This window comes from Vibrio sp. 10N.261.54.A5 (assembly GCF_041471145.1).
Taxonomy (GTDB): domain Bacteria; phylum Pseudomonadota; class Gammaproteobacteria; order Enterobacterales; family Vibrionaceae; genus Vibrio; species Vibrio crassostreae_C.
In genome coordinates this window covers 57,884-83,667 of the sequence record NZ_JBFRNU010000021.1, presented here as the reverse complement: position 1 = coordinate 83,667, position 25,784 = coordinate 57,884, and the positions used below count along the sequence as shown (strand labels likewise).

Sequence of the window (25,784 nt, the reverse complement as noted above, 5' to 3'; positions counted from 1 at the left end):
AAAAAGACAATATACTATTTGAGTCCAAATGACTCGTGCATGTGTTTTGGTTTCGTTTTAATAGACTTTAGCTGGTTGAACATCGTTAACATAGGTTGAGTGGTTTGACCCCTAGGATATTCAACCAATTACTGAAGAGAATAATTTATAGATGCGTATAATGGCGGCTTTCGTTCTCAATATAACTGTGTTTTATGCTTGATAATCTTCGTATGGCCTTGAACGTATTGTTCGTGACCATTAATACTGCATTCACCGCATTGGCTGTGAGCCTGTTTGCCCTAATCAAACTTATTTTGCCAATTTCTGTCGTTCAAAAATCATGCACTCGCTTAGCTAACTTCACATTCTGGTGTTGGGCTTCTCTTAATTTATGGATGTTGAACGCCAATAACGATATCGAATGGCAAGTGGAAGGGGGGGAAGATATTTCGACCAAGCAGTGGTATTTGATGATGTCCAACCACCTAAGCTGGGCAGATATTGTGATTTTGTCTTCAATCCTAAAAGACAAAATGCCGATGACGAAGTACTTCTTGAAACATGAATTGTTGTACGTACCATTTGTTGGCTTGGCCTGCTGGGGCTTAGATATGCCATTCATGAGACGCCACTCTCGTGAGTTCCTATTACGCAACCCAGAACGCCGTAATGATGATTTTAATGCAATCAATAAAGCGTGTACTAAGTTCAAATTAGCACCGACAACATTGGTTAATTTTGTTGAAGGGACTCGTGCAAACCACGAGAAACTGGCGTCAGCAAAGACCCCTTATCGCCACTTATTGAAGCCGAAAACTGGGGGCGTGGCATTTGCTTTATCTGCAATGGGCCCAATTTTGGATGGCATCGTGGATGTGACCTTAGCTTACCCTGAAAACCAAACCTCTCCGTTTGAAGATATGCTGAAGGGCAAAATGACTAAGGTCGTTGTGCGTATTAAATTGCATCCAATGGATGAGAACGTGAACGGTAATTACTTTGAAGATAAGGCTTTTAAACGTCGCTTCCACAATTGGTTGAACAGCACGTGGAAAGAGAAAGACGTCTACCTTGATACGGTTTATGGGGTTGATAAGCCTTCTGAGGTAGAGACAGTTGACGAGCCTGATGTGGCTTATAAGAAACAAGAACAGTAAGCTAAAACTGAATCGATAGCATTAATAAAGCCGATAGCTCATTGAACTATCGGCTTTTTTATTAATTTGACTTTCTTAATATTCAAACCATTAAGTTAGTACTTACTATGGCTTAACCGCCTGGTAAGCATCAATAATATGCTTTACTTGGCTAGGTTTTCCTTGCTTCTCTTGTCCTTGATGGATACGTAAGTAGTGCTGCAATGTTTTGGCTTTGTATTGCTGTGATACCTTCACTTGTTCATCACAACTTGGTGTCCAGATCTTGTCACCGACGTTTGATATCTCGCTAACGGTTTGGCTCTTTTCTGAATCACCGCGACTATTACTCACCAATAAAATCTCGTAGTAACGACGGTTCTCTTCAATCAACACTTCATCAATAAGACCAAAATGGATCGCCTTTAAATGGCTTCTCAACTCGAATTGCTGATGCACCGGACAAAGCAAGAAATCGATCGCTTTGTCTGGGTGTTGACGATGAATATCATCGACGAGCTTTTGAGTAAGATCGCCACCGACACCCGCAATAATAACTAGGTGTTTGCCTGTATGTTTCTCAAGCGGAATAGCGGCGACATCCATGCAGTAGACTTGCCATTGGCTGCTAACCGTTTGTTCGGCTCTGTTATCTTGCGGAAAGTAGCGCGCTAGCTTGCCTTCAAGCTCACTCATCAGAGACGGGACAATGTCGACAAAGTGAATCTGAGGCGCTTTATTATCCGATAACAGTTGAACACCCAAAAAGCCATGATCACAGCAACAGTCCCAAATATGCTGGTAGTCATTGCTGACAAGGGAGTGGAGAGTTTGCAGTCGGTTACTTAGCTTCATAAGGTTCGCGTCGTTAGAAAAGGGGTGTTGTCTTATCGAAGGCGCATTGTAATGACTTTCTAGAAAAACAAAAGCACCTAGGGTGTGAATCCTAGGTGCTTTGTAGTGGCTACAGAAATGTAAGTATAGGTTTACGATGCTTTGGCAACGGCTCTGATATGGCCTTCCACTCGGTTCTTACCAAGTTGTTGCGCGATAAGTTTCGCTTGTTCCGCCAGCGCTAAAGCTGAGTCTGTTTCACCCTCTATTTGCGAGTATCCCACGCTAACCCCTAGCGATAAGGTGATATCTGGAGTGACGATGGTTTTCTCCGCGATTGCGACTCTGCACTGGTCTAGCTGGAATTTGGCATCTTTCACATCATTGGCTTTGAATAATACTGCGAACTCCTTTCCTCCAACACGAGCCAAGCAAAGTCCCTTTGGCTTGGGGAAGTAACTGCGTATCGATTCTGCAGTCAGCTTGATCATCTTGTCGCCAACCGCTTCACCGTAGGCTCGGTTTACGTGGTCGAAGTTATCGATATCAAGCAGAGCGACATAGGTATCGGGCTCGCTCACGTAGTTTTCGATGGCGATGCTGAAACTGCTCTTATTGTCTAACTGCGTCATCAGATCTTTGCTGCTCAATTGATGTTGAAGCAGTAAGTTAGACAAAGAGACTTCAGTGTAATCACGGATCATTCGTAGAATACTCTGGCTGATCGGTAAGTTTACGTTTACGTACAACACTGCGATCAACTGCTGACGAGAGTGCAAAGGAATACAGTAATGACGTTGGTGTATTTTGAGTTTACACGCCAGTGGATCGGCGTACTTACCACTTCGGTAAGCCATAGTGTCCGGTGTAAATCGCTCTGCAAGGGCTTTGTCACAATGTACCGTGGATTTGTTTCCGTGATAGTCGATGGTACTGAATGCGTGGTTCTCAAGCTGATAGAGACAGAATTGAATGCCTTTTTGGTAGGTGAAACTATCCAGTATGGATTTTAACTCTCGCTTAAAGCTTACAAGGTCATCGACTTTATTCAGTTGCGACAAGGACACGTTCAAACGATAAGCCAGATAGTTGGCACCAATCCACAATAGCAGGAGTGAGCCCAGTACTAAGCCCGTCAACGTAAATTGATGTGAGCTGGTTAAGATGTCATGGCGGTCAGTGCCCGCAATGAACACCCAATTTAAGCTGTTGTCTGCGTCAAATACCGATATTTTGAAGTTATCTTGATAGTAATATTCGTGCTTACCAACGGTTTCACCTTGTGAGAGTTGGTGGCTGATCCCTGCATGGAAGCTGATGGATTTAGAACCGATACGCTGTGGATCCGGGTGGAATACCAGTCGCTCTGTTGCTCTGTCTACAACAAATACATAGCCATTATTAAGCGTTTTTAAATCTCTTAAACCTTGCGTGGTATGCATTAAATCAAACTCAATCCATATTTCTTCGTTGAGCTTTTCTGCAGTGTGTTTAACGGCGAAAACCCATCGTCCATCGGCTTTTTGGTAAACGGAAGAGATGTAAAAATCTTCTACAACACCGTCTATTGAATGCCATTGTATTGTGGCGATTTGTTCATTGGAAAGAGGAAGGCCACGAGTGGAGACATAATGTTGGGAGTTAGGTTGGTATCGAACGATATCGGAGAAATTTGGTGTTCTTCTTAGAATATTATCACTCAATTCTCTGAATTTTTTATCACCGATTGGAGCCGTTTTAGGCAAGCCTAGACTGGTTTCTAAAAAATAGAGTTTGCCGAATGTGGCTTCGATGTTGGAACGAATGGTAGAGCTTGCGATACGAATGTTTGATGATGATTGTTCTGTTGCTGCTGTTTCTACTTTTTCAAGCTGAGTCATAGCAAGATAGAGCATCCCTCCAGTTAATAAAATAATGTATGGTTTAAAAAGCCGAATTAATGTTTTAGGTAAAGCCATGATATCCAAAGACGTTATAGATTCATTTTTATAGTACGGCAATACTAAACAGTTTCATTAACCACATCAATGCAAATGATTCCATATGGATGAATGATTTTTATGATATTCAGCTAACAAAAAAGCCAGCTGCAAATATAACTGGCTTCTATGGTTTTCGGTGTTTTATTAAGCTGACTAAGCTTTTGCTTTAATCAAATCAGCCTGATCTGGCGAATAGTGCAAAATTGCCATCGAAGTTGGCGACAACAACATTTCACCTTCTGCATGACCGGGTTTAACGTTTCGCAAGTTGGTATCACAGATGGTTACCCAGTTTTGTTCACGGTCATTCGGTAACGAGAAACGTGCTGGCGCATTGGTTTGGTTGATAAGATAAATTAACTCGTCGCCATCTTTACCAATACCTAAATGCAAAGCGACTGAGCTTAAGCGGTTCCAGTCGTCATGCTCCATAAGTGTGCCATCGACACGGCTCCAGAAGATGCGGTTAGAGTTACGCTTTTCGCCACTGAATGCCTTAATAAACGGCACCATGTATTGCTGACGAGCAGAGATCATTTCAGATAACCAAGTCTTGAAGTAAGTCTTGCGCTCTGAATCTTCCCAGTTAAGCCAGCTGGTCACGCCATCTTGGCAGTAAGCGTTGTTGTTACCTTTTTGAGTATGAGATAACACATCGGCCGTCAAAATATGAGGAATACCAAAAGCAAACAGCAGGCTCGCCATGAAGTTGCGTTTCTGCTTTTCACGTGTTGCGATAACTAACAGGTTTTCGGTTTCACCTTCAACACCGTAGTTTTCAGAACGGTTATCACCATGCCCATCGCGGTTATTCTCACCATTTTCTTCATTGTGCTTGTGCTTGTACGAGACAAGGTCCTGCATGGTGAAGCCATCATGGTAAGTGATGTAGTTGACGGTGAGTTTGTAAGGCCAGTGCGCTGCACTGTAGATATCACGAGAGCCCATTAGGCGTGTAGCAAACTCTTTTAGGTAACCCTGATCACCGCGCCAGAAGCTACGTGTGATGTCTCGTAGTTTGTCGTTACACTCATTCCAGCCTAGCGGGAAATTACCCACTTGGTAGCCATTCGGACCGATGTCCCAAGGTTCTGCAATGAGCTTGGTTTCTTTAAGTACAGGGTCTTGAGCCACAGCTTTAAAGAATGCAGCCTCAGGGTTGTAGTTGTCACCTTCGCGCCCCAGTGTTGCAGCCAAATCAAAACGGAAGCCGTCGACTTGGAACTCACTTACCCAATAGCGAAGCGTATCCATCACTAAGTTGAGTGCTGGCTGGTGGGTGAGATCAACGGTGTTACCACAACCAGTAAAGTTCGCGTAATGGCAGCCATGTTTAATGTAGTAGCGGCTATCTAGCGCTTTGAGGTTGAAGGTTGTACCACCTTCGCCACCTTCTGCTGTGTGGTTGTACACCACGTCTAGAATGACTTCGATGCCATTTCGGTGAAGTTCACGAATGGCGGTTTTGAGTTCATTAACAGCGTCTTTTTCTGCGTAGCGTGGGTCTGGCACCATGAACAAGTATGGGTTGTAACCCCAATAGTTCACTTTACCCATGTCTAATAGGTGTGGTTCATGCATGCATGCGGCAATGGGCAAAAGCTGTAGAGAGTTGATATTTTGCTGTTTGTAGAACGCAAGCATTTCAGGGCTCACTAACCCTAAGTAGCGTCCTTTAGTATTGGCAGCCACTTCTGGGTGCAGTTGAGATAGACCTTTTACATGCGTTTCAAAAAGAACGGTATCTTCGCGGCTAATGCGTGGCTTTTCTACATCTTGCCAATCGAAGGTGTCATCAACAACGACACATTTCGCCATAGCAAAGCTTTTTTCATTGGTATATGGCGTGACGTAATCGAGCGGTTCGCTTATTGCTTTGGCATACGGGTCTGAAAGCAGGATAGGGCCATTGTCCGTTTCGGCAATGAAGCCGTATTTTTGCCCCGCTTTAATACCATCAATAAAGACATATCTGATATCAGCGTATTCATTTTCCAATTTATAAGTGGTGAATTCGTCGTTCTCGTCAAAAAGAGCGAGTGAAAGAGATTTACAGTCAGGAGAATAAATAGAGAAGTTGCAGCCAGTGTTACCTAGCGTTGCGCCTAGCGGATAAGGGCGAGCGAGCGTTCTAGTCATTGCTTGATTTCTTGTTCGTTTATCAACATCAGTGAACTATTAGTAAAAGGCTTTGTCACAGTAAGGTCAAGCAACTTCACAGATTAATTACGGTAAAAAAATAATTCATCGATGAAGTTCAAATTATATATTTGAGCTAGATCTCACTTATGTTGAATAATTAGATCTGTGTGCTGTCTACTCCTCCTATATTAAGTGATCTACCTCTTTAAAACACCATTCTGTATATTTTCTACTCCCCTCTAGTCCCCCTTAATTAACTTAGGGGCGGAGGAAGTCAAACTTGTCATCCCCTCTTAATATTGACCCCGTTGAAACGAATCAGGGGAAACCCTAAACCTCTCTATCTTACGACTACCATTACTGCCTTTGGTTGCCGCAAGAGAGCAAAAATATAAAAACCTAAAATAAATCGTCCTTAATGGAGTTAAGAATGAAAAAAGTAAGTTTGATTGCTGTTGCAGTGGCAACTACATTAGCTGCTGGCTCTGCGTTCGCTGTAGATTTTAATGGCTACATGCGTGCTGGTACTGGTATTAGCGGTAACGGTAACGGCGACGTATCAGTAAATAAAAACGGTATTGGTCGTCTAGGTAACGAAAATGACAACTACTACGAGTTTGGTCTAGCTGAAGAACTAAAAACTGGCGAGCAAACGTGGCGCGTAGAATCTATGATTGCTCAAGGCAACAACGGTTCTAATGGTTGGGAAGACGGTGATTTCAACGTTGCACAATTTGCTGTTAAAGCTAAAGGCGTGATCGCTTCAGACAAAGAAGCAACGCTTTGGGCTGGTAAAACATACTACCAACGTAAAGATATCCACATCACTGACTTTTACTTCCTAAACACGTCAGGTACCGGTGGTGGTATTGAAAACTTATCTATTGGTGACCAGAAGCTTTCTGTTGCGCTGATTCAAGACGGTGACCACGACGAGTCTACAGGTTACATTTTTGATGCTCGTCTAGCGAACATTGGCCTATGGCAAGATGCATCTCTAGAGCTAGCATTAGCGTACAACTTTGCAACTGACTCTGATGATAAGAGTGAAGAAGCGGATGATGGCCTACTAGCTTCTGCGATCATTCACCAAGGTATGGATAACGGTTTCCACCAAACTATCCTTCAATACGGTACTAACGGTTACGGTGTTCAGGCGGCTAACTTCTGGGGTTCAGGTACATACTACGCTCGTGGTACTGAAGCATTCAACGATGCATCTGGTTTCCGTTTGATCAACTGGGGTGTAATGAACCTAGGCGAATCTTGGGAAATGGGTCACCAACTAGCATACCTATCTGGTAGCGACATCGGTGGTCAAGCTGCAGGCGTTTACACAAACAAAAACTTTGATATCGACCAGTACTCTGTAGTTGCTCGTCCAATGTTCAAGTGGAACGACACTATGCGTACTATCTTCGAAGCAGGTTACAATGCTGGTGAGAAAATTTCAGACAGCGGTTTAGCTAAAGAAGATTTCGGTAACGCTAAGTTCACAGTAGCTCAAGCTTGGGCTATGGGTGACAGCTTCTGGGCTCGTCCTGAAATTCGTGTTTACGGTTCTTACATCCTAGATACTGAAAACAAAGATGCATTCAACGGCGACGATACTGAGTACGTGTTCGGTATCCAAGCTGAAGCTTGGTGGTAAACACTTAGCTTAACAAATCCTAAACTGTCCTAATTCATAGCCGGCTCGCGTCGGCTATTTTTTTAAGGAATGTACGATTAAGTTGATCGTTCCCTAGGTGAATAGTTCTCTTTGTGGTAATTAAAGTTAGTAAATTTCTTAAAAAAATAACAAGAAGGAAGGGTTATGTATTTTAAAGCTCTAATGTTGAGTGGTTGTGTTGCGTTGGCCGGTTGTCAATCTGCACAAGTAGTCGAGCAAGTGCAAGTGGCACAGGCTGAACAAGTTAACTCTATTGCTGGTCTTCAATTTGCCCCGATGAAGCTTCCAAGCTCGGCAATTTTCGATGTAACACCAGACAGTCAAATTTTAAACTATCAGGGTATAAACAGCCCTGTAGTAGCGATCGAGCTACCAGCGGATCGCGGTGAATACTCTATTAAGATCACCAGCATGATCGGTGATACAGCATTTGTGCCGAATGCCGTGATTTACGATAAAAACGGTCGCGAGTTAGAGCGTTATGGCAAAGAGAGCTTCGAATACGCGAAGCCTAGGTTGCATTTGGGCAACCGTCTTGTTGCAGAAAATGATTTTTACCCACCGACAACTGCTGAATCTGTTTACTTAGTTATCTATACAGAGCAAGAAGATCTTGGTGGTTTTACTGATGTCATTCACCCTGCACGTTTAGATGCGGAAGGCCGCGGTAACTACCTGCCAGAAGTAGAAGACATCCCCGTTCCAAACGCGAATGTCGGTAAGATTGAAGTGACTATTGATAGAGTGGGCTTATTCTCATTTGGCTCTAGCAGTGAATCTAACGCTAAACCAGCGGCAGCAGCTAAGGTTGAGACTATTCAACCAGAAACACAAACTTACTACCATAATGCCATTCAAGCAGCAGTAGACGCAGACAATATTCCCAAAGCACTTAGCTTATTAGATGAAGCAAAAGCCCTTGGTATTGAAGGTGCACAAGAAGCCTTTGTGCGAGCCGTCAACGCCAAGTAATATAGATAAAGGGTTCCTTTAAAAGTGCAATGCTTGTAATTTAAGCATCGGTTAGCATCTTCTAAGGAACCCTATCGAATACCGCTTTAATGTATATGCTTTTTATTTGCAATGTTCAGCAACTTTCTCGCCTAAAGGGACTTCTGTATTTTCGCATTTTGATACGTGACCAGTAGTCGTTTCCCCTGCTTTATCCGTTTCCATATATTGATCAACATTACCGTTGCTTTCAAGTGTTTGCAGTGCCTGTTTGTGCGCGGCATTTTCAGCTTGTATTTGTTGCGTTGTTGCAGTGCTAGGAGTATGTGCCAGGGCGCGAGCAGCGTCGGTAGATTCTACAAGATCAGTGGTATTAGCCAAAGCCATCCCGCCCATCAATGCTGTAGTCACGATGCCCATTTGGATGGTTTTGATGATATGTTTACGGTTCATGGAAGTTTTCCTAATCAAAATTTAACGACACCGCAAACAACTGCGGTGTTTTGCTGTTGATAGAATATTACATCGAGAATTGAATGTATTTTAATCGTAATTGTAGGGCGTAACCCTTCAAAAAAGGCTGCCAGGATTAATTCTGTTCACTTAAGGGAGAGCGGCATTCCTACTATGATATATCGTTAAGATTTGGTTTTAACGGTTCTAAGGAATATCCTTTCCCTTTAGTTCTAAGTTTTCAGCCATGTAATCGAATGTAGGGGCTATAAAGTATGGTTGGAAATGCCCCGAATTTTAATGGGCGATGCAGTTGTTTATTATTTGCTTAAATCTGCTGGGTTCAATAGTTGTAAAAAAGGGAGACTGACGTCTCCCAAAGGCTAGCTTGCACTGGTTTTATTATCTTTTTATTAGAATTCCAAGCTTTAAGACTTAGTTCTTGGTTACTGAAACAACTGGGCCATCTACGTCGTCATCCAGCTCGTGAATCGCATTCAGAGTGAATGTATAGCTACCAGCTTCTGTTACGCTTAGTTGGCAGTTACCATCAGTACCTAGGTCGATTGATCCATCAGCAAGTTCAACGGAATCACAACCAAAGTTAGGTGATACCCAATCAGCATCAGCAAACTTGAAGCCATAGTTACCCGCTTCCAAGTTGCCTGTCACAGAATAAACACCATTAGCGACAAAGCTCATTGCCCAATCATCCGTTGCGCCCCATCCATTCATGTCACCTTTAACGTAGACGGTTGTTTGGCCGTATGGCGGAATGCTAGATACATCCTTGCCTGAGTTATCAACCGGCAAACCAGCACCTTGTGCATCGCCTTGAGCTTGTACAAATACAGCGGTGGTTAGTGCAGGGACTGTGAAGGTTTCAGCGGCGAAGCTTGCACCTTTTACAATGTCATCTTCAGAGCTCTGTTGAACGGTGTGAAGTGTAAAGCCGGTTGCTCCCGTGATTTTGAACGATTGAGATTCATTCGTTGAGTTTACAACTGCGACAATCGCATCATTGGCAGGGTCAAGGTCTTCGCCCGCAGACACGCCATCATCGATCGACATGACAATCAGGCCTTCGACTTGATCTTCGCCAACGTTACGGAAGTCGACACGCTTCATAACTTCGTCAGCTGTATCTAAGCGGAACAGTTCGCTTGAGCTACGGATCTTTAATAGCTCTAGGAATTGCTGCTTAGTTAACTCAATGTCGTCTGCGTCTGGTTTAGCCGCGCTGTCAGCAATGATAGTTTTGATCAGATCCCAGTTTGCACCATCTTTATCTTCACGAGGTAAGCCAACATTCCAGTTGTTGTCCGTCCCATCAAACATGACGCGGTTGTACCAGTCACCAGAATCGTAAGAATCGCGCTGCATAGACTTAGATCGTAGCAGTTCAGAACCCATATGGATGAATGGTATGCCTTGGCCTAGCATCACGGTAGAAAGCGATACAGACTGCATACGCGCACGCTCTGCAGAGCTAGTACCAGTGGCGATCTTGTAAGCGTTGTTATCCCAAAGTGTTTGGTTATCGTGTTTGGAAACGTAAGAGATGTTCTCGGAAGGCATCTTGGTGTAACCAGCTGGCGCGCCGTTGTAATCAACGTTTTTACCCAGTTTGGTATCGCCTTTGTAATCAATCAGTACGTATTCTGCGAGGTTACCTGCCATACCTAAACGAACAAGGTCTTGGTTATGTAAACGACCATTGATCGAATCTTGATCAACTTTGGTTTCTTCGTTGGCAATCGCTGCGTTACCAAAGCCTTGGTTAAAGCGAAGTGGGTGGTTCCCTTCTGAGTCGACACCACCATCGAATGGGCTACCACCACGAACGGCGTCACGCAAACGGTCTGAGAAGGTACCGATTTCTGTACCTGCCATGTTGATTTGGTTCGCTTGATCGAAGCGGGCGTTGTTGGCGACTTCACCAAAGTCCCAGCCTTCCCCGTAGAACAGAGTATTCGGGTCGATTTTGCGCACTTCTTCCAATGCTTCGACCATTACATCTTTTGGCTGGTGGCCCATCAAGTCAAAACGGAAACCATCCACTTTGTAGTCGTCAGCCCACACCTTAAGTGAGTCGACCATCAATTTACCCATCATCAGGTTTTCGGTCGCAGTGTTGTCACAACAAGTCGAGTTTTCTACGCCACCAGTGTTGACGTTAAGACGGTGGTAGTACCCAGGGACAATCTTATCCAGTACCGACTTATCGTTCACACCAGACGCATTGGTGTGGTTGTATACCACGTCCATGATCAGCTTAAGATCCATGTCGTGCGTAGCTTTGACCATCTGACGGAATTCGAGAATACGCTGAGAACCATTAGGATCGGTCGCGTAACTTCCCTCAGGAACTGTGTAATGGAATGGGTCGTAGCCCCAGTTGAAGCTATCAAGCATACGAAGGTCATTCATTAATGCTTGTGCGTCACCCGTTGAAGGGTCATAACCATCGAGTACGTCTTCGATGACTTTGTTTTCGTCTTCGCTTCCACATAAGGTAGCTGTCGGTTTTACATCACACAGTTTTCCTACGGTGTCGGTGATATCAACACGGCTCGCGGCATCTTCATCGACGGTAGCGATATCAAATGCTGGTAAGATATGCAGCGTAGTTAAACCTGCTTCTTGGAGAGCTTGTAGGTGTTTGACCGACTCACGATCGGCTTCTGTAAGAGCGAGGTACTTGCCATTTAGGCTAGCTGTGCCGAGCTTATCGCTGAAACTAAAGTCACGTAGGTGTGATTCGTAAAGTACGTGGTCTTCGTCTTTCTCTACGGTTGGTCGTTGGTAGTTGTCCCAGTTCGCTGGTTTCAAGGTTGAATCATTCAGGTCAATCACTTGAGAGTATGCTGAGTTCTTTGACAAACTGAGAGAGTATGGGTCTGTCACAAGGCGAGTTTCGATATTGCCTGTGGTTGGGTGATAAACCTTCACTTGGTAACGGTAATAACTGTTCACTGCATTAGACACGGCATCAGTCGCCCAAATGCCTGTCTCAGTGTTTTCCGTCATCGGGATTACTTGTGAACTTAGCAGATCTTCACTGTATAGAACGAGTTCTACATCTTGCGCGGTTGGTGCCCAAAGCTTGAAGGTCGCCGCACTGCCTTCAACAATTGCGCCTAGTTCTTCAGCCATTGCATTACCAGCATCTTCGCTAGCAAATACCGCATCAAGCACACCAGGTTTTTGAACCTCAGTTGAAGAGATAACATCGCCATTGGCATTGTAGGCAACAAAAATTATCTGAGATTTTAAAATAGTGCGAAGTGTGCTGTCGTCAACATCGATAGCTAGGGCAGGTAAGCTTGCAAGGTGTCGGAAACGCTCTTTCAATTCAGAAGATAGTTCTCCGTCTTTGCTTAGTTCAATTGCAGTTCCACCGACAATCTCTTTGTCATCGTTCATTGTGATGCTGTTGTCTAGTGCATAGAAAAGCTTCACAGAGTCTGCATTGCTAGCCGCTTCCCAACCAATTGTGGTTGCATCTAGCCAGTGTGCTTTTTGACCATCAATATTGACTGGTCGCTCTGAAATAGGGTCGTAGTACAACTCGCTGCTGCCATGGAAACCAAATACGCCTTGTGAATCGCCAAGCTTAGTTAACTCGACTTTAGAATTGGCACTGCCAAATGCTTTCTCATCACCATTGTGCAAGATGAAGTTCATGCATTTGTGTGGGTCAGAGGCATCTGGGTCAACTTTCAACACATAATAGGCACCGTAAGTATCGCTGATACCATCATATTCGTAAGGGCTGTTCCAGTCGGTTCCGGTTTCACTTAATCCCATGCCGACTAAATCTGTGCTGGTACAGCCTTCACCATTCCAAAGGTGCAGCCCCCAACCGTCGTAAGTTGAGCCAGATGAGCTGGCAGCGGCAACATCGCGTTTGTAGTAAATAACGACTTCGTTTTCAGCTGCAGGGTATAAACCACTGTTGCCAGGGGCTGTACCGTTGTCGCTATCATTATCACTACCACAACCCGCGATCAAAGTAGCGGTGAAGAGCGGTAACATTGCTTTGGCCAATGTAGAGCGTTTGAAGCTCTTCTTTTTGGTATTGTTGAAGGTATTTCGTAGAGAGATAATTTTATTAATATTTATGTTGTTCACGTTTTGATATCCATATTTCACTTTTTATGAAGATGAATATCCTAGCTTTAACCAAGGTCAACTATTTGTGATGGCAATGTATAAAGTTATTTTAAATTCGTAAATATAGGAAACCTAGTGTCAATATCACGCTTTGTATTTGGTTATTGTTAAATTAATTGGATCAATGACTCATTTGCATAGTATCAATAATGTAAGGCGTAGAGGCTAGGCGTAGTTAATAAGGATGAGAGCTCATCCTTATTATTGTGAGTAATATATCGAATTGAGAGAGTGTTAATTTAATGTGGAAATTAAGTTATTTATCAATTAGCTAAAAGCGAGCTGTTCGGTAATTTATATTGATAGGTATATCATCCATTTAAGGATAACACCCAAGCTAAAGACGCCAGCGGTTTCAATTCAATATTAAAACTGCTAACACTGTTCTCAATGTCGAGCACTTGTTGCGCTATGCCTTCAATATATTCATTGAGTATGTAACGACCATCAACTAATTTGAGTTTTTGGATTACATCACTTGGAATCTTTAAGTGAATATTTTCAGTGGTATGTTGGCTGAAATTAGCTGCAACAATGGTTAGCTCTTGGTGGTCAGAGCGCAGAAATGCGTAGACTGAATCACTTAAGTTACAGCACTGGTGTAAGTCTTGGTAATCACCTGTTATCGATGAGTGCTCTAGCGAAAAGTTCATTACCTTTTGATAGAAGTGACGCAGCTGCTTTTCGTTTTCGTCTAATAGCCCGCCATCGAATGCGCCGTGGTTCATCCACTTTTGGTGTTGTGGGACTCCGATGTAGTCAAATATGGAAGTTCGTGAGGGCTGTCCAAAGCCTGCATTCTCCGCGCCCGGTTCGCCGACTTCTTGCCCAAAGTAGATCATGGTTGGAGAACTACTCAATAACGCGCTGACTAGCATTGCAGGCTTCGCTATATTTGGGTCACCTACAAATTCAGGAGACGCGATGCGTTGTTCATCATGGTTATCCAAGAAGTGCAGCATGTGATGTTCAATATCCATCATTTGATGTTGGATTTTGGGGATGATAGCCGTGGAAGCCTTGCCTTGCATGATGGCTTTGAGGCCGTCGTACAGATCTACCTTGTCATAAAGGTAGTCCATCTTGCCTAAGTGAATGTATTCACGGTACAAGTCCGGCTGATACACCTCTGCCATCAGAAAGGCATCGTGGTTTTTCATCTTTATTGATGAGTTGAGGTAGCTCCAAAACTCAACTGGCACCATTTCAGCCATGTCGTAACGGAATCCATCAATGCCTTTGTCTAACCAGAACAAGGCGATGTCTCGGAATTTAATCCAAGAGTCTGGCACATCCACGCCTTCCCAGAAGTGGTAATGGTCTAGGTGGTCACGCTGTACATAGCCTTTGGGTAGCTTAGGGAAATCTTTTGAACCGTCAGGGCGCACACCGTAATTAATCTTTACGGTTTCATACCAATCGTCGAAATTAGGTTTAGCTAAGCGTGATCCATTGCCCGTCCATTTGGCGGGCGTCTCTATAAACGGGGAGCTTAGGCTAGGGTGCTGTTCACCACCTAGCGGCGTAAAGGCGGGCTCTATGTCTGGCAATTCAAAGGTGCTGTTGGGAATATAGTAGAAGTTATTGTCTTTGTGGTATTCCAGCGTTGTGTCATCTTGAGCGCCGAAGTCACTGACACCTTCTGGGTTGTTTAAGCCTTTATAATGACGCGCAACGTGATTCGGTACGATATCGATAATCACTTTTAAACCATTGTCGTGACTTCTTTTTATCAATGCCTCAAACTCTTCTAACCGATGGTCAGGATTATTGGCGAGGTCCGGATTGACGGAGTAGTAATCTTTAACTGCATAAGGGGAGCCTGCGCGGCCCTTCACTACGCTTGGGTGATCGTCTGAAATCCCTATGTGTTTGTAATCATTGATGATGGCGTGATGTGGCACTCCGGTATACCAAATATGAGTCATACCGAGTTTGCGGATTTCAGACAGCGCTTTATCGGTAAAATCACTGAACTTACCGACGCCATTTTGTTCGATTGTGCCCCATGGAACATGTTGGGTGTTCTTATTACCAAATAAACGCGTAAAAACTTGGTAGATGGCGTACTTTTGGTTGTACATATTTATAATTCCTTTAACTTCCATCATGTTATGTAGGGATGAATGGGCTTGTTTATTCTTTGCAGGCTAACCGAATTACAATATGCCTTACTCATCGTTATCAAAATCTACAGGGCGTAATTGCTACAGTATGTGAGCTGTTACCCAAAAGGAGTTGATGTTGTCTTCATCTATTCAAATCGCCATCACTTATCTGGTGTTGGTGGCGGTATCTGTGTTGTTTGCAGAAAGTTCTAAAGCGCTGTTGGTGTGGTATTTGGCTATCGGTGTGGTGACGTTTTTTGTGTACTCGAAGGACAAGCGAGCAGCGATCAATGGCAATTGGCGTGTGCCAGAGAAAACCTTGCACATCTTTTCAGTTGCTGGTGGTTGGCTAGGGGCGTTGATCGCTCAAGATAAGCTGCGTCATAAAACGCAAAAGCAGCCGTTCAGATCTATCTATTGGCTGACAATGGTAATTAATGTAGTGGCGTTTGCGTGGACGTTAACACCGAGCGGGCAGTCGATATTTGGGCGTTGGCTTAGCGAGGTTATTGGATACTTGTAATGAAATTGATGGCTAGTAATTACTTACTAACCATCATAGGGAAGCTATCTGGTTACAACATCGGAATCGTTGAGGCTAACAGCAAACCTGCCATACCGTAGTTGAAGCTTTTGATGCGGATGGGTGTTGTTAACCAGTGTTGCAGTTGCTTGCCTGCCGCTGTCCAGAAGGTCACGGATGGCAAGTTGGCTAGCGTGAAGATACCTGCGATGATCGCAAGCTCCCACCATGAACTGCCGCTGCTATAGACTGAAATCGCCGTCAGCGCCATCGACCAACCTTTCGGGTTCACCCACTGAAAACTTGCCGCGCCGATGAAGGTCATTGGTTTATAAGCCTCGGTGCTTTTGGCTTTGCCGCTCAATGCTATCTTGATTGCAAGGTACACGAGGTAAGCAAGGCTTAGGTATTTCAATATTTGGTGCGTCACTGGGTATGCGTTGAAAACGCCCATCAAGCCGAAACCAACCAGCAGCAACATGGCAGCAAACCCTAGAGCAATGCCAAGCATGTGCGGAATAGTGCGGGCAAAGCCAACATTTGCTCCTGATGTCATGAGCATGATGTTATTTGGACCTGGTGTGAAGGTCGAGACAAACGCAAACAAGGCAAGTGCGCTAAGTTGTTCTAAAGGCATTATGGTTCTCCAGCAAAAAATGAACGAAGTGACTGACCGGTCATGACTTTCACGTGTTGAGAAACATAGTAGGTGGAAAGTGAGGCAATTATGTGCTTTTATTTCCTCTATTATCACTAAATGCACAATAATAAGTAGTTATGGATAGATTTGACGAAAGGATATTGCAAGAGCTTAAATTGGACGGCAGAATCTCCAACATTGAGCTGTCAGAACGAATTGGTTTGTCGGCTTCTGCGACCTTAAGACGCGTCCAGGATCTTGAGCGTAAAGGAATAATTCAAGGTTACCGTGCGGTTCTGGATAATGGGCTGATGGGGGTCGGTTTTATTGCTTATGTTTCGATTGGTTTATCAAGCCACAGCAAAGCGGCTCAGCTGGAGTTTGAACAACACGTCAGTATGGAAAAAGAGGTAGTGGAGTGCCACAACATTACCGGTGCTAACGAGTACTTGCTAAGGGTAGAAACCAAAGATCTACCGGGCTATAAGAAGTTTCATGCCGATGTGCTTGGGGAATGTGCTCAGGTGCAATCTATTACGACTATGGTTGTGATGGACACCCCCAAAGACGAACGCTAGTCGAGTTTTTATTTCAGGAGAGGCGCAGTGCCAAATACCAATCAGTTGTTATTGTTCTTAGATGTGGTTCAACAAGGGTCGTTTACCAAAGCGGCAACTTTGCATGACATGGACAACTCATCGCTCTCTAAACAGATCAAAAAGCTTGAGCAAGATTTAGGTGTTCAGCTGCTGAACCGCTCTACACGCTCGTTTTCGTTGACGTCGGCAGGGGAAGATATTCTCGCACAAACCTATGTGCTGAAAGACACCATCAATCAGATACAAGGCATTGCAGACTCATACCAGTCTGAACCCAAAGGTGTGCTACGAATTACTTCACCGATCTATTTTGGGCAGCAATATCTGCAACCTATCATCACTCAGTTCATGAGAAAGTACCCGGATGTTCAGATCGTACTTTCCTTAGACGATAAGATCGCCAACATCATTGCAGGGCAGTTTGATATCGCGTTTCGCTTCAGTAAGCTTGTTGAATCGAATTTGATTGCGAAGAAGATTGCAGACAGTAACTTCATGTTGGTCGCGTCAAACGATTTTGTGAAGCAGCACGGGGAACCGAAAACGCCACAAGATTTGCTCGCGCTACCTGCTGTGATTTATACCAATGGCGATATGACGGTTGATCATCTCCGTATCAGTGAAGAGCCGCATGGCGACACTTTTCAAAGCCTAACGATTCGTGGCAACTATAAGGTGAGTGATGTTCGTACTATGGTGTCTTGTGTGAAAGATGGCTTAGGATATGGCTTCCTTGATCAATCAAACCTGTATGCCTCAATGAAAGAGCTCGGCTTAGTCACTTTACTTCCTGATTACCCGATTTCGACGATTGATACCGCAATCTATGCTGTGTATCCGCACCGTAAGCAGACCAAGCTAGTCAAAGAATTCATCACTACGGTTCAAGACTATATTGGCTCTCCGACCATTTGGGAGAAGATGCAGCAAGGTTAGTTGAGTTTCTAATAGTTCAAACTAAAAAAGGAGCCAGTTCGTCACACGATCTGGCTCCTTTTTATTCTTCCGGCTATAACTGATTTACAATGTAAAGCTTAGCTATAGTTGGCGTGAGCGGTTTTTGTTATCGAAAAAACTGTCTCTTGCTCTTGAAAAGAGTGTTTCTTGATTCGAGATTAGTGCTCGTGAATCGCTTCCTTGCCACTTGGGTACGCTTTTGAACCCAGAACATGACCGTCGACTTCTTTGCCATAGTAACCTTGGTGATTGTGGTAGCGCTTAGCATTGCTAGCAACATCACCCTTGTATCGAGGATCTTGTGGGCGTTCATGACTATTCACAAATGCAGCCACATCCCATGCATCTTGAATCGAAAGTTGCTGGCTCTTTCCAAGCGGCATGTTTTCATAGATGAAATAGGCAGCGGTGTTCACCCGGTGCATACCCGCGCCCCAGTTATACGCGTTTTCGCCCCACAATGGTGGAAAGTATGAACGTCCGTCAGCCCCTTTAATACCTTCACCATTTTGACCATGACAGGTTTGGCAGTTGGTTTGGTAAACCTTTTCACCACGCGCTATCGATGGCTCTTGTTCAGGATTATCAATCTTAGGATAGCCACGCCCTGCCAACTTACTGCGGCCATCGATTGGGTATTTGCTTAACAGCTCTTCAGGGAGAGGGAAGCTTTCCGCTTTACCACCGACTTGTAAGTCGGCATCGCTAATCTCAGGAACGGGTGTATCTTGCATGCCGTTCTTGTCTAAGATGCCGCCCATCGCCAGCCAGTATGAATACGCCGTTAGTGCGACCATCTCTTTTGAACCCTCAGCCGGTGGCAGACCATTCATTGAGTAGGTGAAGCAACCTTGGATACGTTCTGCGTAGCTGTTTACCTTGTCATTCTTAGAACGATACGCAGGGTAGGCCATGTACGCACCCCAAAGAGGGGCAGCGTTAGGCTTCATGCCCGCTTGCATGTGGCAGTTGACACAGTTTTGTTCATTGCCGACGAACGTACCACGCATCTGTTGTGAGTCGACAAACAGGGAATAGCCCAGTTTTACTTTGTCACCAAATTCCCCATCAGGAATATCTACCAAGTCGCGTGGCACCAGATATTTATTATCTTGTGGTTTTTCAACGGCGGGCAGTTCGGTTTGGCGATCGGGCAACTCACCTTCGGCATAAGCGATTCCAGAGGCAAGGGTTGCGGTAATTAGAAGTAATGTTTTCATGCGAGCCCTTTAGTATCGGAAAGATGCGAAATAGTAAGAGAGGTTTTTGATCTCATCGTCGGTCAACTTGCCGGCGATATTGCCCATCATGTTTAAATCATCACCCTTACGAGTGCCGTTTTTCCAAGCATTGAGCTGAGTCTGAATGTAGTCGGCATGCTGGCTTGCTAGGCGCGGGAATTTGTCTACGCCCATACCGCTTGGCCCATGACAGGTTGCACAGGCTGGAATGTTTCTATCCCAATCGCCTTGGAATACAAGTTTACGATAGGGGTTATCGATATCAGCCTGTGAGCCGCGCTGCTCTAAATCGGTAAATTCGTATGAAGGTAGTGATGCAAAGTATTCTGCGACCTCACGACGAACTGCGGGATCAGATACACCGTCAGCCATTCCCTTCATGATCGCGCTTTGACGCTCACCACTTGAGAACAGAACCAGTTGATGTTCTAGATAGTCAGCATTGAGCCCTGCAAGCATAGGGGCAATGTTGGGCATGCCTTTACCGTCGGCTTGATGGCAGCCGCTACAAGTTTCTGCGGCTTCTGGCATTGGATTAGGTGCTGCTTGTGCAAAAGCGGATAAAGAAAGGCTTCCTAGAGCAGCGATGCAAAGCGTTAGAGTTTGAGTTTTAATTGTCAGCTTAGTCATGAGGCGTCGCTATTGGTTGTAATGCATGCATTTTCGACATAATTGGTTGTTCGCGCTATTGTGGATTTCCACATTAATTCACTTGGAACTTGAGGTGAGTCTCACATTAATAACCTCAATCACCATAATGGTATTGATGTGAACTTCTATAGGTTGATCCAACTGCCGTTTATGAAATGCAAGGGAACTGCCATGTTCGCCTCGGTATAACTGCTTGTTAAGGCTCTTTTATGGCACCGATTGTATAAGCATAGCTGCTTTATGGATGCGGGCTAAAAAAGTTGTGGTGAAATGAAGATTACCTAATGGCTTTGGGTTGATTACTCTATCTAGAGCGGATGCTTTATGTAGATTGGATGTTTTATCCAAATAGGGTGCTTTTCTAGATCAAGGGGACGAAAAAACAGGGTAACCTCGAATGACGAAGTTGCCCTGTTGTGTTCTCATCTGCAAATCAGATAAGGAAGAGTTTTGATCAGTGATTAAGTTATAGCTTGCTGAGTTTAAGCTAGACCTTGTAGATCTTAGCCGGAAGCGCTTGTCTGGCTGCTGCTCCTACAACCCAATCTAACATGACGCCTTTGCCTTCTCTCGTCGGGTCAATCAAGCCTATATCATTGATGTTAACGCCATCGTTCGACTTCATTTTCACCGGTTGTTGTGTGTCACCAATCCAGTGTGCACGCTCGCCGAGTTCTTTATGACCAAAGCCGTGTTCAAAGCCTAATGTTCCCGGTTTGATGCCATCAATCACCATCGCCAAAGCATGTGTGGTTGAGCTCGGTGTTTCAATGGCAAACACGTCACCGGTTTTGATACCCGCAAAAGAGGCGTCTTGCGGGTGGATGTAAACCGGATTTACCCCCTTGATGGATTCTAAGCGTGGTGACAAATTCGATACCGCACTGTGAATATTGGACTTGAAGTTAGTTAGCGTAAATGGCCACTCTGTTGCTGGGAACTGTTTAGCCAAAGGCGTGCCGTCTGCCAGTTTTTGTGGATACCATGTCGGGCAACCCATGTACTGTTCGCCACTGATGGTGTTGCGAGAGGTACCCAGCTTTTCATTCCAGATAGCCAAAGGTTTGGTCCATTTGTACTTCATAGTTTCATTGGTGTAGGCATTGGTTGCGTCTTCAAAACGACCGCCACGCGCAAAGATATACGCCACTTTGAGCATCTCTTCTGGCTTAAGCGTTTTGTTCATCACAGGCACTAGGCGCTCTAGACCAGACCAAACGATATCTTCAGCGTCTACATTCGGCACACCACCTTTTACGAACGCCAAGTTAGCAGCCGAGCGCAGGTAGAAATCTTCAGCGCTATGAATACCGTGCCAGTTGCCTTGATTGTCTTTGATTACGTTGTCGCCGAAGCCACCTAAGCCCAGTGTTTTTGCCACATCAATAAAGAAGTTCTCTAGGTTGATGGCACGTCCGTCTTGAGTGCGGGAAGTTTTAGGCTCAACAATCGGCCAACGAGCGGTTATCGCTTTAGTCGCGACGCCATGCCAAGGTGTTGCCATGCCCCAGCTTTCGTAGGTCACTGTGTCTGGCACTAGGTAATCCGATAAGGCGGTCGTTTCATTGATGAAGGCATCGATAGACACGATCAAGCCAAGCTGTTTGGGATCTTTAAGTTTTTCACCCAGCAAGTTGTCTAAACCCGGAACACCATAAAGTGGGTTCGCCATGTGGTTAATCCATGCTTTTGCTCGGTAAGGGTAGCCATCAATCGCAGCTGATAAGTGCTCGGTTAAAAGCGGTGCTGAGATTGGGTACCACGGAGCGCGTGTCGGGTAAGGTGATTCACCTGCGGCAACGCGACGTTTGTATTCGCTGGTTTTTTGATACGGGAACTTGCTGCGGGACAAGAACACACCTTGAGGCTTAGTCTTACCTTTAAACTTAGTAAAGTCGTAACGAGGCCCAGCAACCGAAGTCGGGTAGCCGCCCGCTTTCGCCATCGCACCGCCTTTCGCGTTGATGTTACCGATCAGCGCGTTCAGCATCAGAATAGAGAACGAGTTGTAGAAGCCGTTGGTGTGCATGTTGCCACCGTGAGTATCCACGACTGCTTTAGTCCCGTAACTGGTAAAGCGTTTCGCTAGCGCAATAATTTGATCCTGTGGGATTTCACACTGCTCACTGTAGTATGCAAGGTCATATTTGAAGGCTTCTTCCTTCAATCTTTGTAGAGAAGACTTAACACGAACAGTCTGACCATCAACTTCTACGTCTTGATCGACGAACAGAGCCGCTTCATTCACCTGAATATGTGATGCTAATAGTGACGTTGTCACATCTAGGGCGATAAATCCGTCATCGTCAGACATCGGTTCGCCTGTTTCTAGCAACCCTATATCCGATGCACGAAGCATACGCCCATTTTGTGGGTGCGACTCGTCACTGATCACGAGGTGAGATGCATTGCACCAGTGGGTGGTGCCTGCTTTTTGCATCGCTTGCGCACTTGGGCGAGACAAGAAGTCGTGATTGTAGCGTTGGTTTTCGATGATCCATTGGATCATGCCAAGAACTAATGCTGAATCGGTGCCCGGTTTGATCGGTAGCCAGTTATTGCGATCGCCCGCCGCAAGGCTTGACGATCCTGCCGGAAGGCTTGGTGTCACTATGGTATAGCTCAGTTTTCCGTTGGTACGAGCTTCAGCCAGCTGTCTTGCTTGGCGCTTAAACGGGTTACCCGCTTGAGCTGGAGACATACCGATGAAAAGAATGAATTCCGCGTTGTTGAAGTCGGGCTTTAAGTGCGAGAATTTGTCTAGATCATTCATGATCGCACCTGAACCTGCGCGGAACGCGTAGCCACAGTAAGAACCGTGGTGACCAAAGTTGCGAGTACCGTAGCTGTTAAATGCAAAGCGCTTCAAGATGTCGTCACGGCCTTCATTACCAGCATTGGTTACAAGCAGTTGGTTGGCTTTTGGTCCGTATTCAGGGTTGTTCGGATCAAGTGGCGTTTCGATGTCGCGAATCGATCGTAAGCCTTCAACTTCACCTTCACCAAATAAGTCACCACCCTCGGTGATCTCAGAGATTAGTTGTTCGTAGCTGATTGGCTCCCACTTGCCTTCACCACGCTTACCAACGCGTTTGAGTGGTTGAGTGATTCGGTATGGGCTGTTTTGAATCTCTAACATGCCGTTACCGCGGGCGCAGGCTGTCGAGCGGTTATTGATACCTGATTCACCAGACAAACCAATGTAGGCGTCTTTTACAGGCGTTTTGAACGGGATCTGTTGGTCGCTTGATAGCGGGTGGTAAGGGTTGCCTGAGATGCGCAAAATCTCGTCATTGCGATTATCGATACGCACACGTAAGCCACACAATGTCCAGCAGCCAAAACACATTGATGGTGCAACGCGTTGGTTTGGATTCGGCGAAATCTTACCTTGCTCATCGACACTGTATTCCGTCGCGAGCGAGTTACCGTGATGGATGTGATTGGTTTTCTTGCCCGCGGTGCCATCGATAGCACCGTGAACCATGTGCTTTGTGGTTGTCGCATAACCTGCAGCAAAAGCTCCAACACCACCGGCAGCAAGGCCTGTTTTCAAAAATTGACGACGTTTGTTATCCATGATGATTCCTCAGACTACAAGCTATGTGAGCGGTTAAGTGGTGACGGTGTGTTTGGGTTTGGCTTAGATTCTGTCTTTTGTGCAGAGCCAGTTGTTCTTGACGATCCAGTAGACACGATTTCAGAAGCGAACAGCGCAAGCGCTAACCAAAGGCCGCACATACTAATAATGCCAAGTAGCCCAGCGCTCCCCATCGGCAGTTCATAAGGGAATGGGCCTACATCAAAACGTGGAATGGTTTGAACTTCCATCATGGTGACCCAGCGTACCGCCCATGCTGAAATCATGGTCGCAAGTGCTACACAGATAATTCCTAGCTTACTTTGCGATAGGCGTTGCAGTGGTAGAACCAAGATCATGCACAGCAAAATGCTGGTGGTCATGATGCCTAAATTGATGCCCCAAGCGTCATTCTCATACAGGCTGAAGTGACCATGGTTAGATGCCCAAATCGACGTGAGAATGATGGCAAGGCCACCCGTTAAGGTAATGGTTCTTTGTATCAGAGCTAGGTCTGTTGGTTTTAAGCTTGGCTTGCTTGAAGGCAGAAGAGCCCAAATCAACAGCGTTAAACCCGTTGCAGCAAAGAATGCGGTAGTGAACCAAAGTAGTGGAGAAGCCGGTTGATGCCAAAGCGGTCGGCTCGCCAAAATCGCAATCTCTGCGCCTGTATAAAGCGCGATGCTTAGGCCCGAAATAGCCGTCACAGCAGCGAGTGCAATCATCAGCTTTGATGATATTTGCCATTTACCTAGCGTCAGCCAAGACAAACGTTTTAGAAATGGGTTTTCACTTTGTTTAAGCTGTGCGATGTCGTCACGCAGGTAAACCCAAGCCGTCGTGACAGCCAGACCAGAAAATAAAGGTAGAAACAAAGAGCCCAATGACATCCATGACCAAGGCGTAATATGAGCATAGAAATGCCACGCACGTCCGGGTTGATGCAAATCACCAGTAAGCGCTAATGGCCCAACAATCGCACCGATTGCCATCACAAGCACAAGGGCAGAACGAAATTGGTGGCTGGTTGAGTTCTTAAATATCAGTGCAATCAAAAACAGAATAGCGGCCGCGTAAGCCGAACCTATGTAGAAGAAATATTGAACCGCCCACGGTAGCCAAGCGATCTCTTGAGCGGGGACTAACACCTCAGTGATATTCATGCTGTCTCTCCTTGTTTGCCTTGTGTCTCGATTGCCAATTCTTGTTTGCTAGAGGATGAGTTATCAATGGCGGCTGGATCATAAATAGCAGGTTGGCCTTCAATGTGGCTAACGAATCGCTCGTTCATGCCGATATAGAAAACATGGGGGTTGGCATTCTGCTCTGGCTTAAGCACCTTGATGTCGTCTTGGTTTTCATTGAGCAGACGGTTGATCTCGCTGTTTGGATCTTTAAGGTCGCCAATGACACGCGCGCCACCGACACAGGTTTCTACACAAGCAGGCAGTAAGCCGTCTTCGAGGCGGTGTGCGCAGAAGGTACATTTGTCTGCGGTAAGGGTGTCGTTATTAATGAAACGAGCATCGTAAGGACAAGCTTGAACACAGTAAGCACAGGCTACGCAGCGTTCGTTGTCGACCATGACAATACCGTCTTCGCGTTGGAAGGTCGCTTGAACTGGACAAACCTTGATGCAGGGAGCGTTGTCACAGTGATTACACAGACGAGGTAACATGAAAGATTTCACGTCTTGTTGAGCAGTCGAACCATCATCAAGGGAGACTTCATACTGTTTTACGGTGGTTCTGAATTGGCCAATTGGTGCTTGGTTTTCAACGCTGCAGCCAACAGTGCATGCCTGACAGCCAACGCACTTACGCAAATCAATCGCCATGGCGTAGCGTTTACCTACTTCGCCCTTGCGGTCAGGCTGGTTGTTATTGCGAATGGCTGTGCTGGCGACTGCGGTGTTGATTCCGGCAATGGGAATGAGCGCAGCGCCGGCGGAAACTTTACCGAATTGGCTGAGAAACCGTCTTTTCAATGAGTCCATAGAGGTACCTATAAATGGGTATTCGATCTGTTAGGCTCATTGTCAGTTTTTGACCGTTCACGGGGTATTGTGGATTTCCACATACCCAGATCAAAGTTGATCTAGAACAAATGTGGTTTTACCAATCTAGCTGTTATGCTTTGTTTAAAGGCTCTATTTAA

Annotated in this window: 18 protein-coding genes; 6 read left to right on the top strand and 12 right to left on the bottom strand. The window is 45.3% G+C overall.

Annotated elements, in window-relative coordinates; translation table 11 throughout:
- Positions 1 to 194: 194 nt before the first annotated feature.
- Positions 195 to 1,139: an acyltransferase gene (locus AB4329_RS06555; protein ID WP_017063993.1), complete on the top strand. Its 945-nt coding sequence runs from the start codon at positions 195 to 197 to the stop codon at positions 1,137 to 1,139.
- Between the two features lie 105 nt (positions 1,140 to 1,244).
- Here the strand turns inward: AB4329_RS06555 and AB4329_RS06550 are convergent, their stop codons facing one another.
- The 3 genes from AB4329_RS06550 to glgX form a co-directional block, all read right to left on the bottom strand.
- Positions 1,245 to 1,973 carry a tRNA (adenine(22)-N(1))-methyltransferase TrmK gene (locus AB4329_RS06550; protein ID WP_017072289.1) on the bottom strand — a complete coding sequence of 243 codons (729 nt, stop codon included), beginning with the start codon at positions 1,971 to 1,973 and terminating at the stop codon, positions 1,245 to 1,247.
- Positions 1,974 to 2,104: 131 nt separating this feature from the next.
- The gene (locus AB4329_RS06545) at positions 2,105 to 3,847 is read right to left on the bottom strand and encodes a diguanylate cyclase (protein ID WP_102398418.1); all 1,743 of its coding nucleotides are present in this window, start codon (positions 3,845 to 3,847) and stop codon (positions 2,105 to 2,107) included.
- A gap of 240 nt (positions 3,848 to 4,087) precedes the next feature.
- Entirely contained in the window at positions 4,088 to 6,073 is a 1,986-nt protein-coding gene (gene glgX, locus AB4329_RS06540; protein WP_017069732.1) for a glycogen debranching protein GlgX, read from the bottom strand.
- A 433-nt stretch (positions 6,074 to 6,506) separates the two neighbouring features.
- Here glgX and lamB point away from each other — a divergent pair, with 433 nt between their 5' ends.
- Both lamB and AB4329_RS06530 read left to right on the top strand, forming a co-directional pair.
- Positions 6,507 to 7,727, top strand: coding sequence for a maltoporin LamB (gene lamB, locus AB4329_RS06535; RefSeq protein WP_017058853.1), 1,221 nt, complete (start codon positions 6,507 to 6,509; stop codon positions 7,725 to 7,727).
- A gap of 165 nt (positions 7,728 to 7,892) precedes the next feature.
- Positions 7,893 to 8,720 carry a MalM family protein gene (locus tag AB4329_RS06530; RefSeq protein WP_372137892.1) on the top strand — a complete coding sequence of 276 codons (828 nt, stop codon included), beginning with the start codon at positions 7,893 to 7,895 and terminating at the stop codon, positions 8,718 to 8,720.
- Positions 8,721 to 8,822: 102 nt separating this feature from the next.
- Here the strand turns inward: AB4329_RS06530 and AB4329_RS06525 are convergent, their stop codons facing one another.
- From AB4329_RS06525 to AB4329_RS06515, 3 genes are all read right to left on the bottom strand, one after another.
- Positions 8,823 to 9,152: a hypothetical protein gene (locus AB4329_RS06525; RefSeq protein ID WP_017058851.1), complete on the bottom strand. Its 330-nt coding sequence runs from the start codon at positions 9,150 to 9,152 to the stop codon at positions 8,823 to 8,825.
- Positions 9,153 to 9,587: 435 nt separating this feature from the next.
- On the bottom strand, positions 9,588 to 13,286 hold the full coding sequence (gene pulA / locus AB4329_RS06520) for a pullulanase-type alpha-1,6-glucosidase (RefSeq protein ID WP_372137890.1): 3,699 nt from the start codon (positions 13,284 to 13,286) through the stop codon (positions 9,588 to 9,590).
- Between the two features lie 353 nt (positions 13,287 to 13,639).
- Positions 13,640 to 15,412, bottom strand: a complete 1,773-nt coding sequence (locus tag AB4329_RS06515) for an alpha-amylase family glycosyl hydrolase (RefSeq protein ID WP_372137888.1) — start codon at positions 15,410 to 15,412, stop codon at positions 13,640 to 13,642.
- Between the two features lie 157 nt (positions 15,413 to 15,569).
- Here AB4329_RS06515 and AB4329_RS06510 point away from each other — a divergent pair, with 157 nt between their 5' ends.
- Positions 15,570 to 15,959 carry a DUF1294 domain-containing protein gene (locus AB4329_RS06510; RefSeq protein WP_372137886.1) on the top strand — a complete coding sequence of 130 codons (390 nt, stop codon included), beginning with the start codon at positions 15,570 to 15,572 and terminating at the stop codon, positions 15,957 to 15,959.
- 52 nt (positions 15,960 to 16,011) lie between these two features.
- On the opposite strand, the gene AB4329_RS06505 is transcribed toward AB4329_RS06510, so the two are convergent.
- Positions 16,012 to 16,596 (bottom strand): LysE family translocator, encoded by a 585-nt coding sequence (locus tag AB4329_RS06505; RefSeq protein WP_102561671.1) that lies wholly within the window; start codon positions 16,594 to 16,596, stop codon positions 16,012 to 16,014.
- Positions 16,597 to 16,736: 140 nt separating this feature from the next.
- Between AB4329_RS06505 and AB4329_RS06500 the strand changes: the two genes are divergently transcribed.
- Both AB4329_RS06500 and AB4329_RS06495 read left to right on the top strand, forming a co-directional pair.
- Complete coding sequence (locus AB4329_RS06500) at positions 16,737 to 17,177, top strand: Lrp/AsnC family transcriptional regulator (protein WP_009845852.1); 441 nt, start codon at positions 16,737 to 16,739, stop codon at positions 17,175 to 17,177.
- Positions 17,178 to 17,204: 27 nt separating this feature from the next.
- Positions 17,205 to 18,134: a LysR family transcriptional regulator gene (locus AB4329_RS06495; RefSeq protein ID WP_081229330.1), complete on the top strand. Its 930-nt coding sequence runs from the start codon at positions 17,205 to 17,207 to the stop codon at positions 18,132 to 18,134.
- 179 nt (positions 18,135 to 18,313) lie between these two features.
- Here the strand turns inward: AB4329_RS06495 and AB4329_RS06490 are convergent, their stop codons facing one another.
- From AB4329_RS06490 to dsrO, 5 genes are all read right to left on the bottom strand, one after another.
- A complete protein-coding gene (locus AB4329_RS06490) occupies positions 18,314 to 19,375 on the bottom strand; it encodes a c-type cytochrome (RefSeq protein ID WP_372137883.1) in 1,062 nt (353 codons plus the stop codon).
- A 9-nt stretch (positions 19,376 to 19,384) separates the two neighbouring features.
- Positions 19,385 to 20,026 (bottom strand): c-type cytochrome, encoded by a 642-nt coding sequence (locus AB4329_RS06485; protein WP_017064226.1) that lies wholly within the window; start codon positions 20,024 to 20,026, stop codon positions 19,385 to 19,387.
- Between the two features lie 508 nt (positions 20,027 to 20,534).
- Positions 20,535 to 23,627, bottom strand: coding sequence for a tetrathionate reductase subunit A (locus AB4329_RS06480; RefSeq protein ID WP_372137881.1), 3,093 nt, complete (start codon positions 23,625 to 23,627; stop codon positions 20,535 to 20,537).
- Between the two features lie 14 nt (positions 23,628 to 23,641).
- Positions 23,642 to 24,790 carry an NrfD/PsrC family molybdoenzyme membrane anchor subunit gene (gene nrfD / locus AB4329_RS06475; RefSeq protein ID WP_372137879.1) on the bottom strand — a complete coding sequence of 383 codons (1,149 nt, stop codon included), beginning with the start codon at positions 24,788 to 24,790 and terminating at the stop codon, positions 23,642 to 23,644.
- Complete coding sequence (gene dsrO / locus AB4329_RS06470) at positions 24,787 to 25,623, bottom strand: sulfate reduction electron transfer complex DsrMKJOP subunit DsrO (RefSeq protein WP_372137877.1); 837 nt, start codon at positions 25,621 to 25,623, stop codon at positions 24,787 to 24,789. The genes nrfD and dsrO overlap by 4 nt, the downstream gene beginning before the upstream one ends.
- Positions 25,624 to 25,784: the final 161 nt, after the last annotated feature.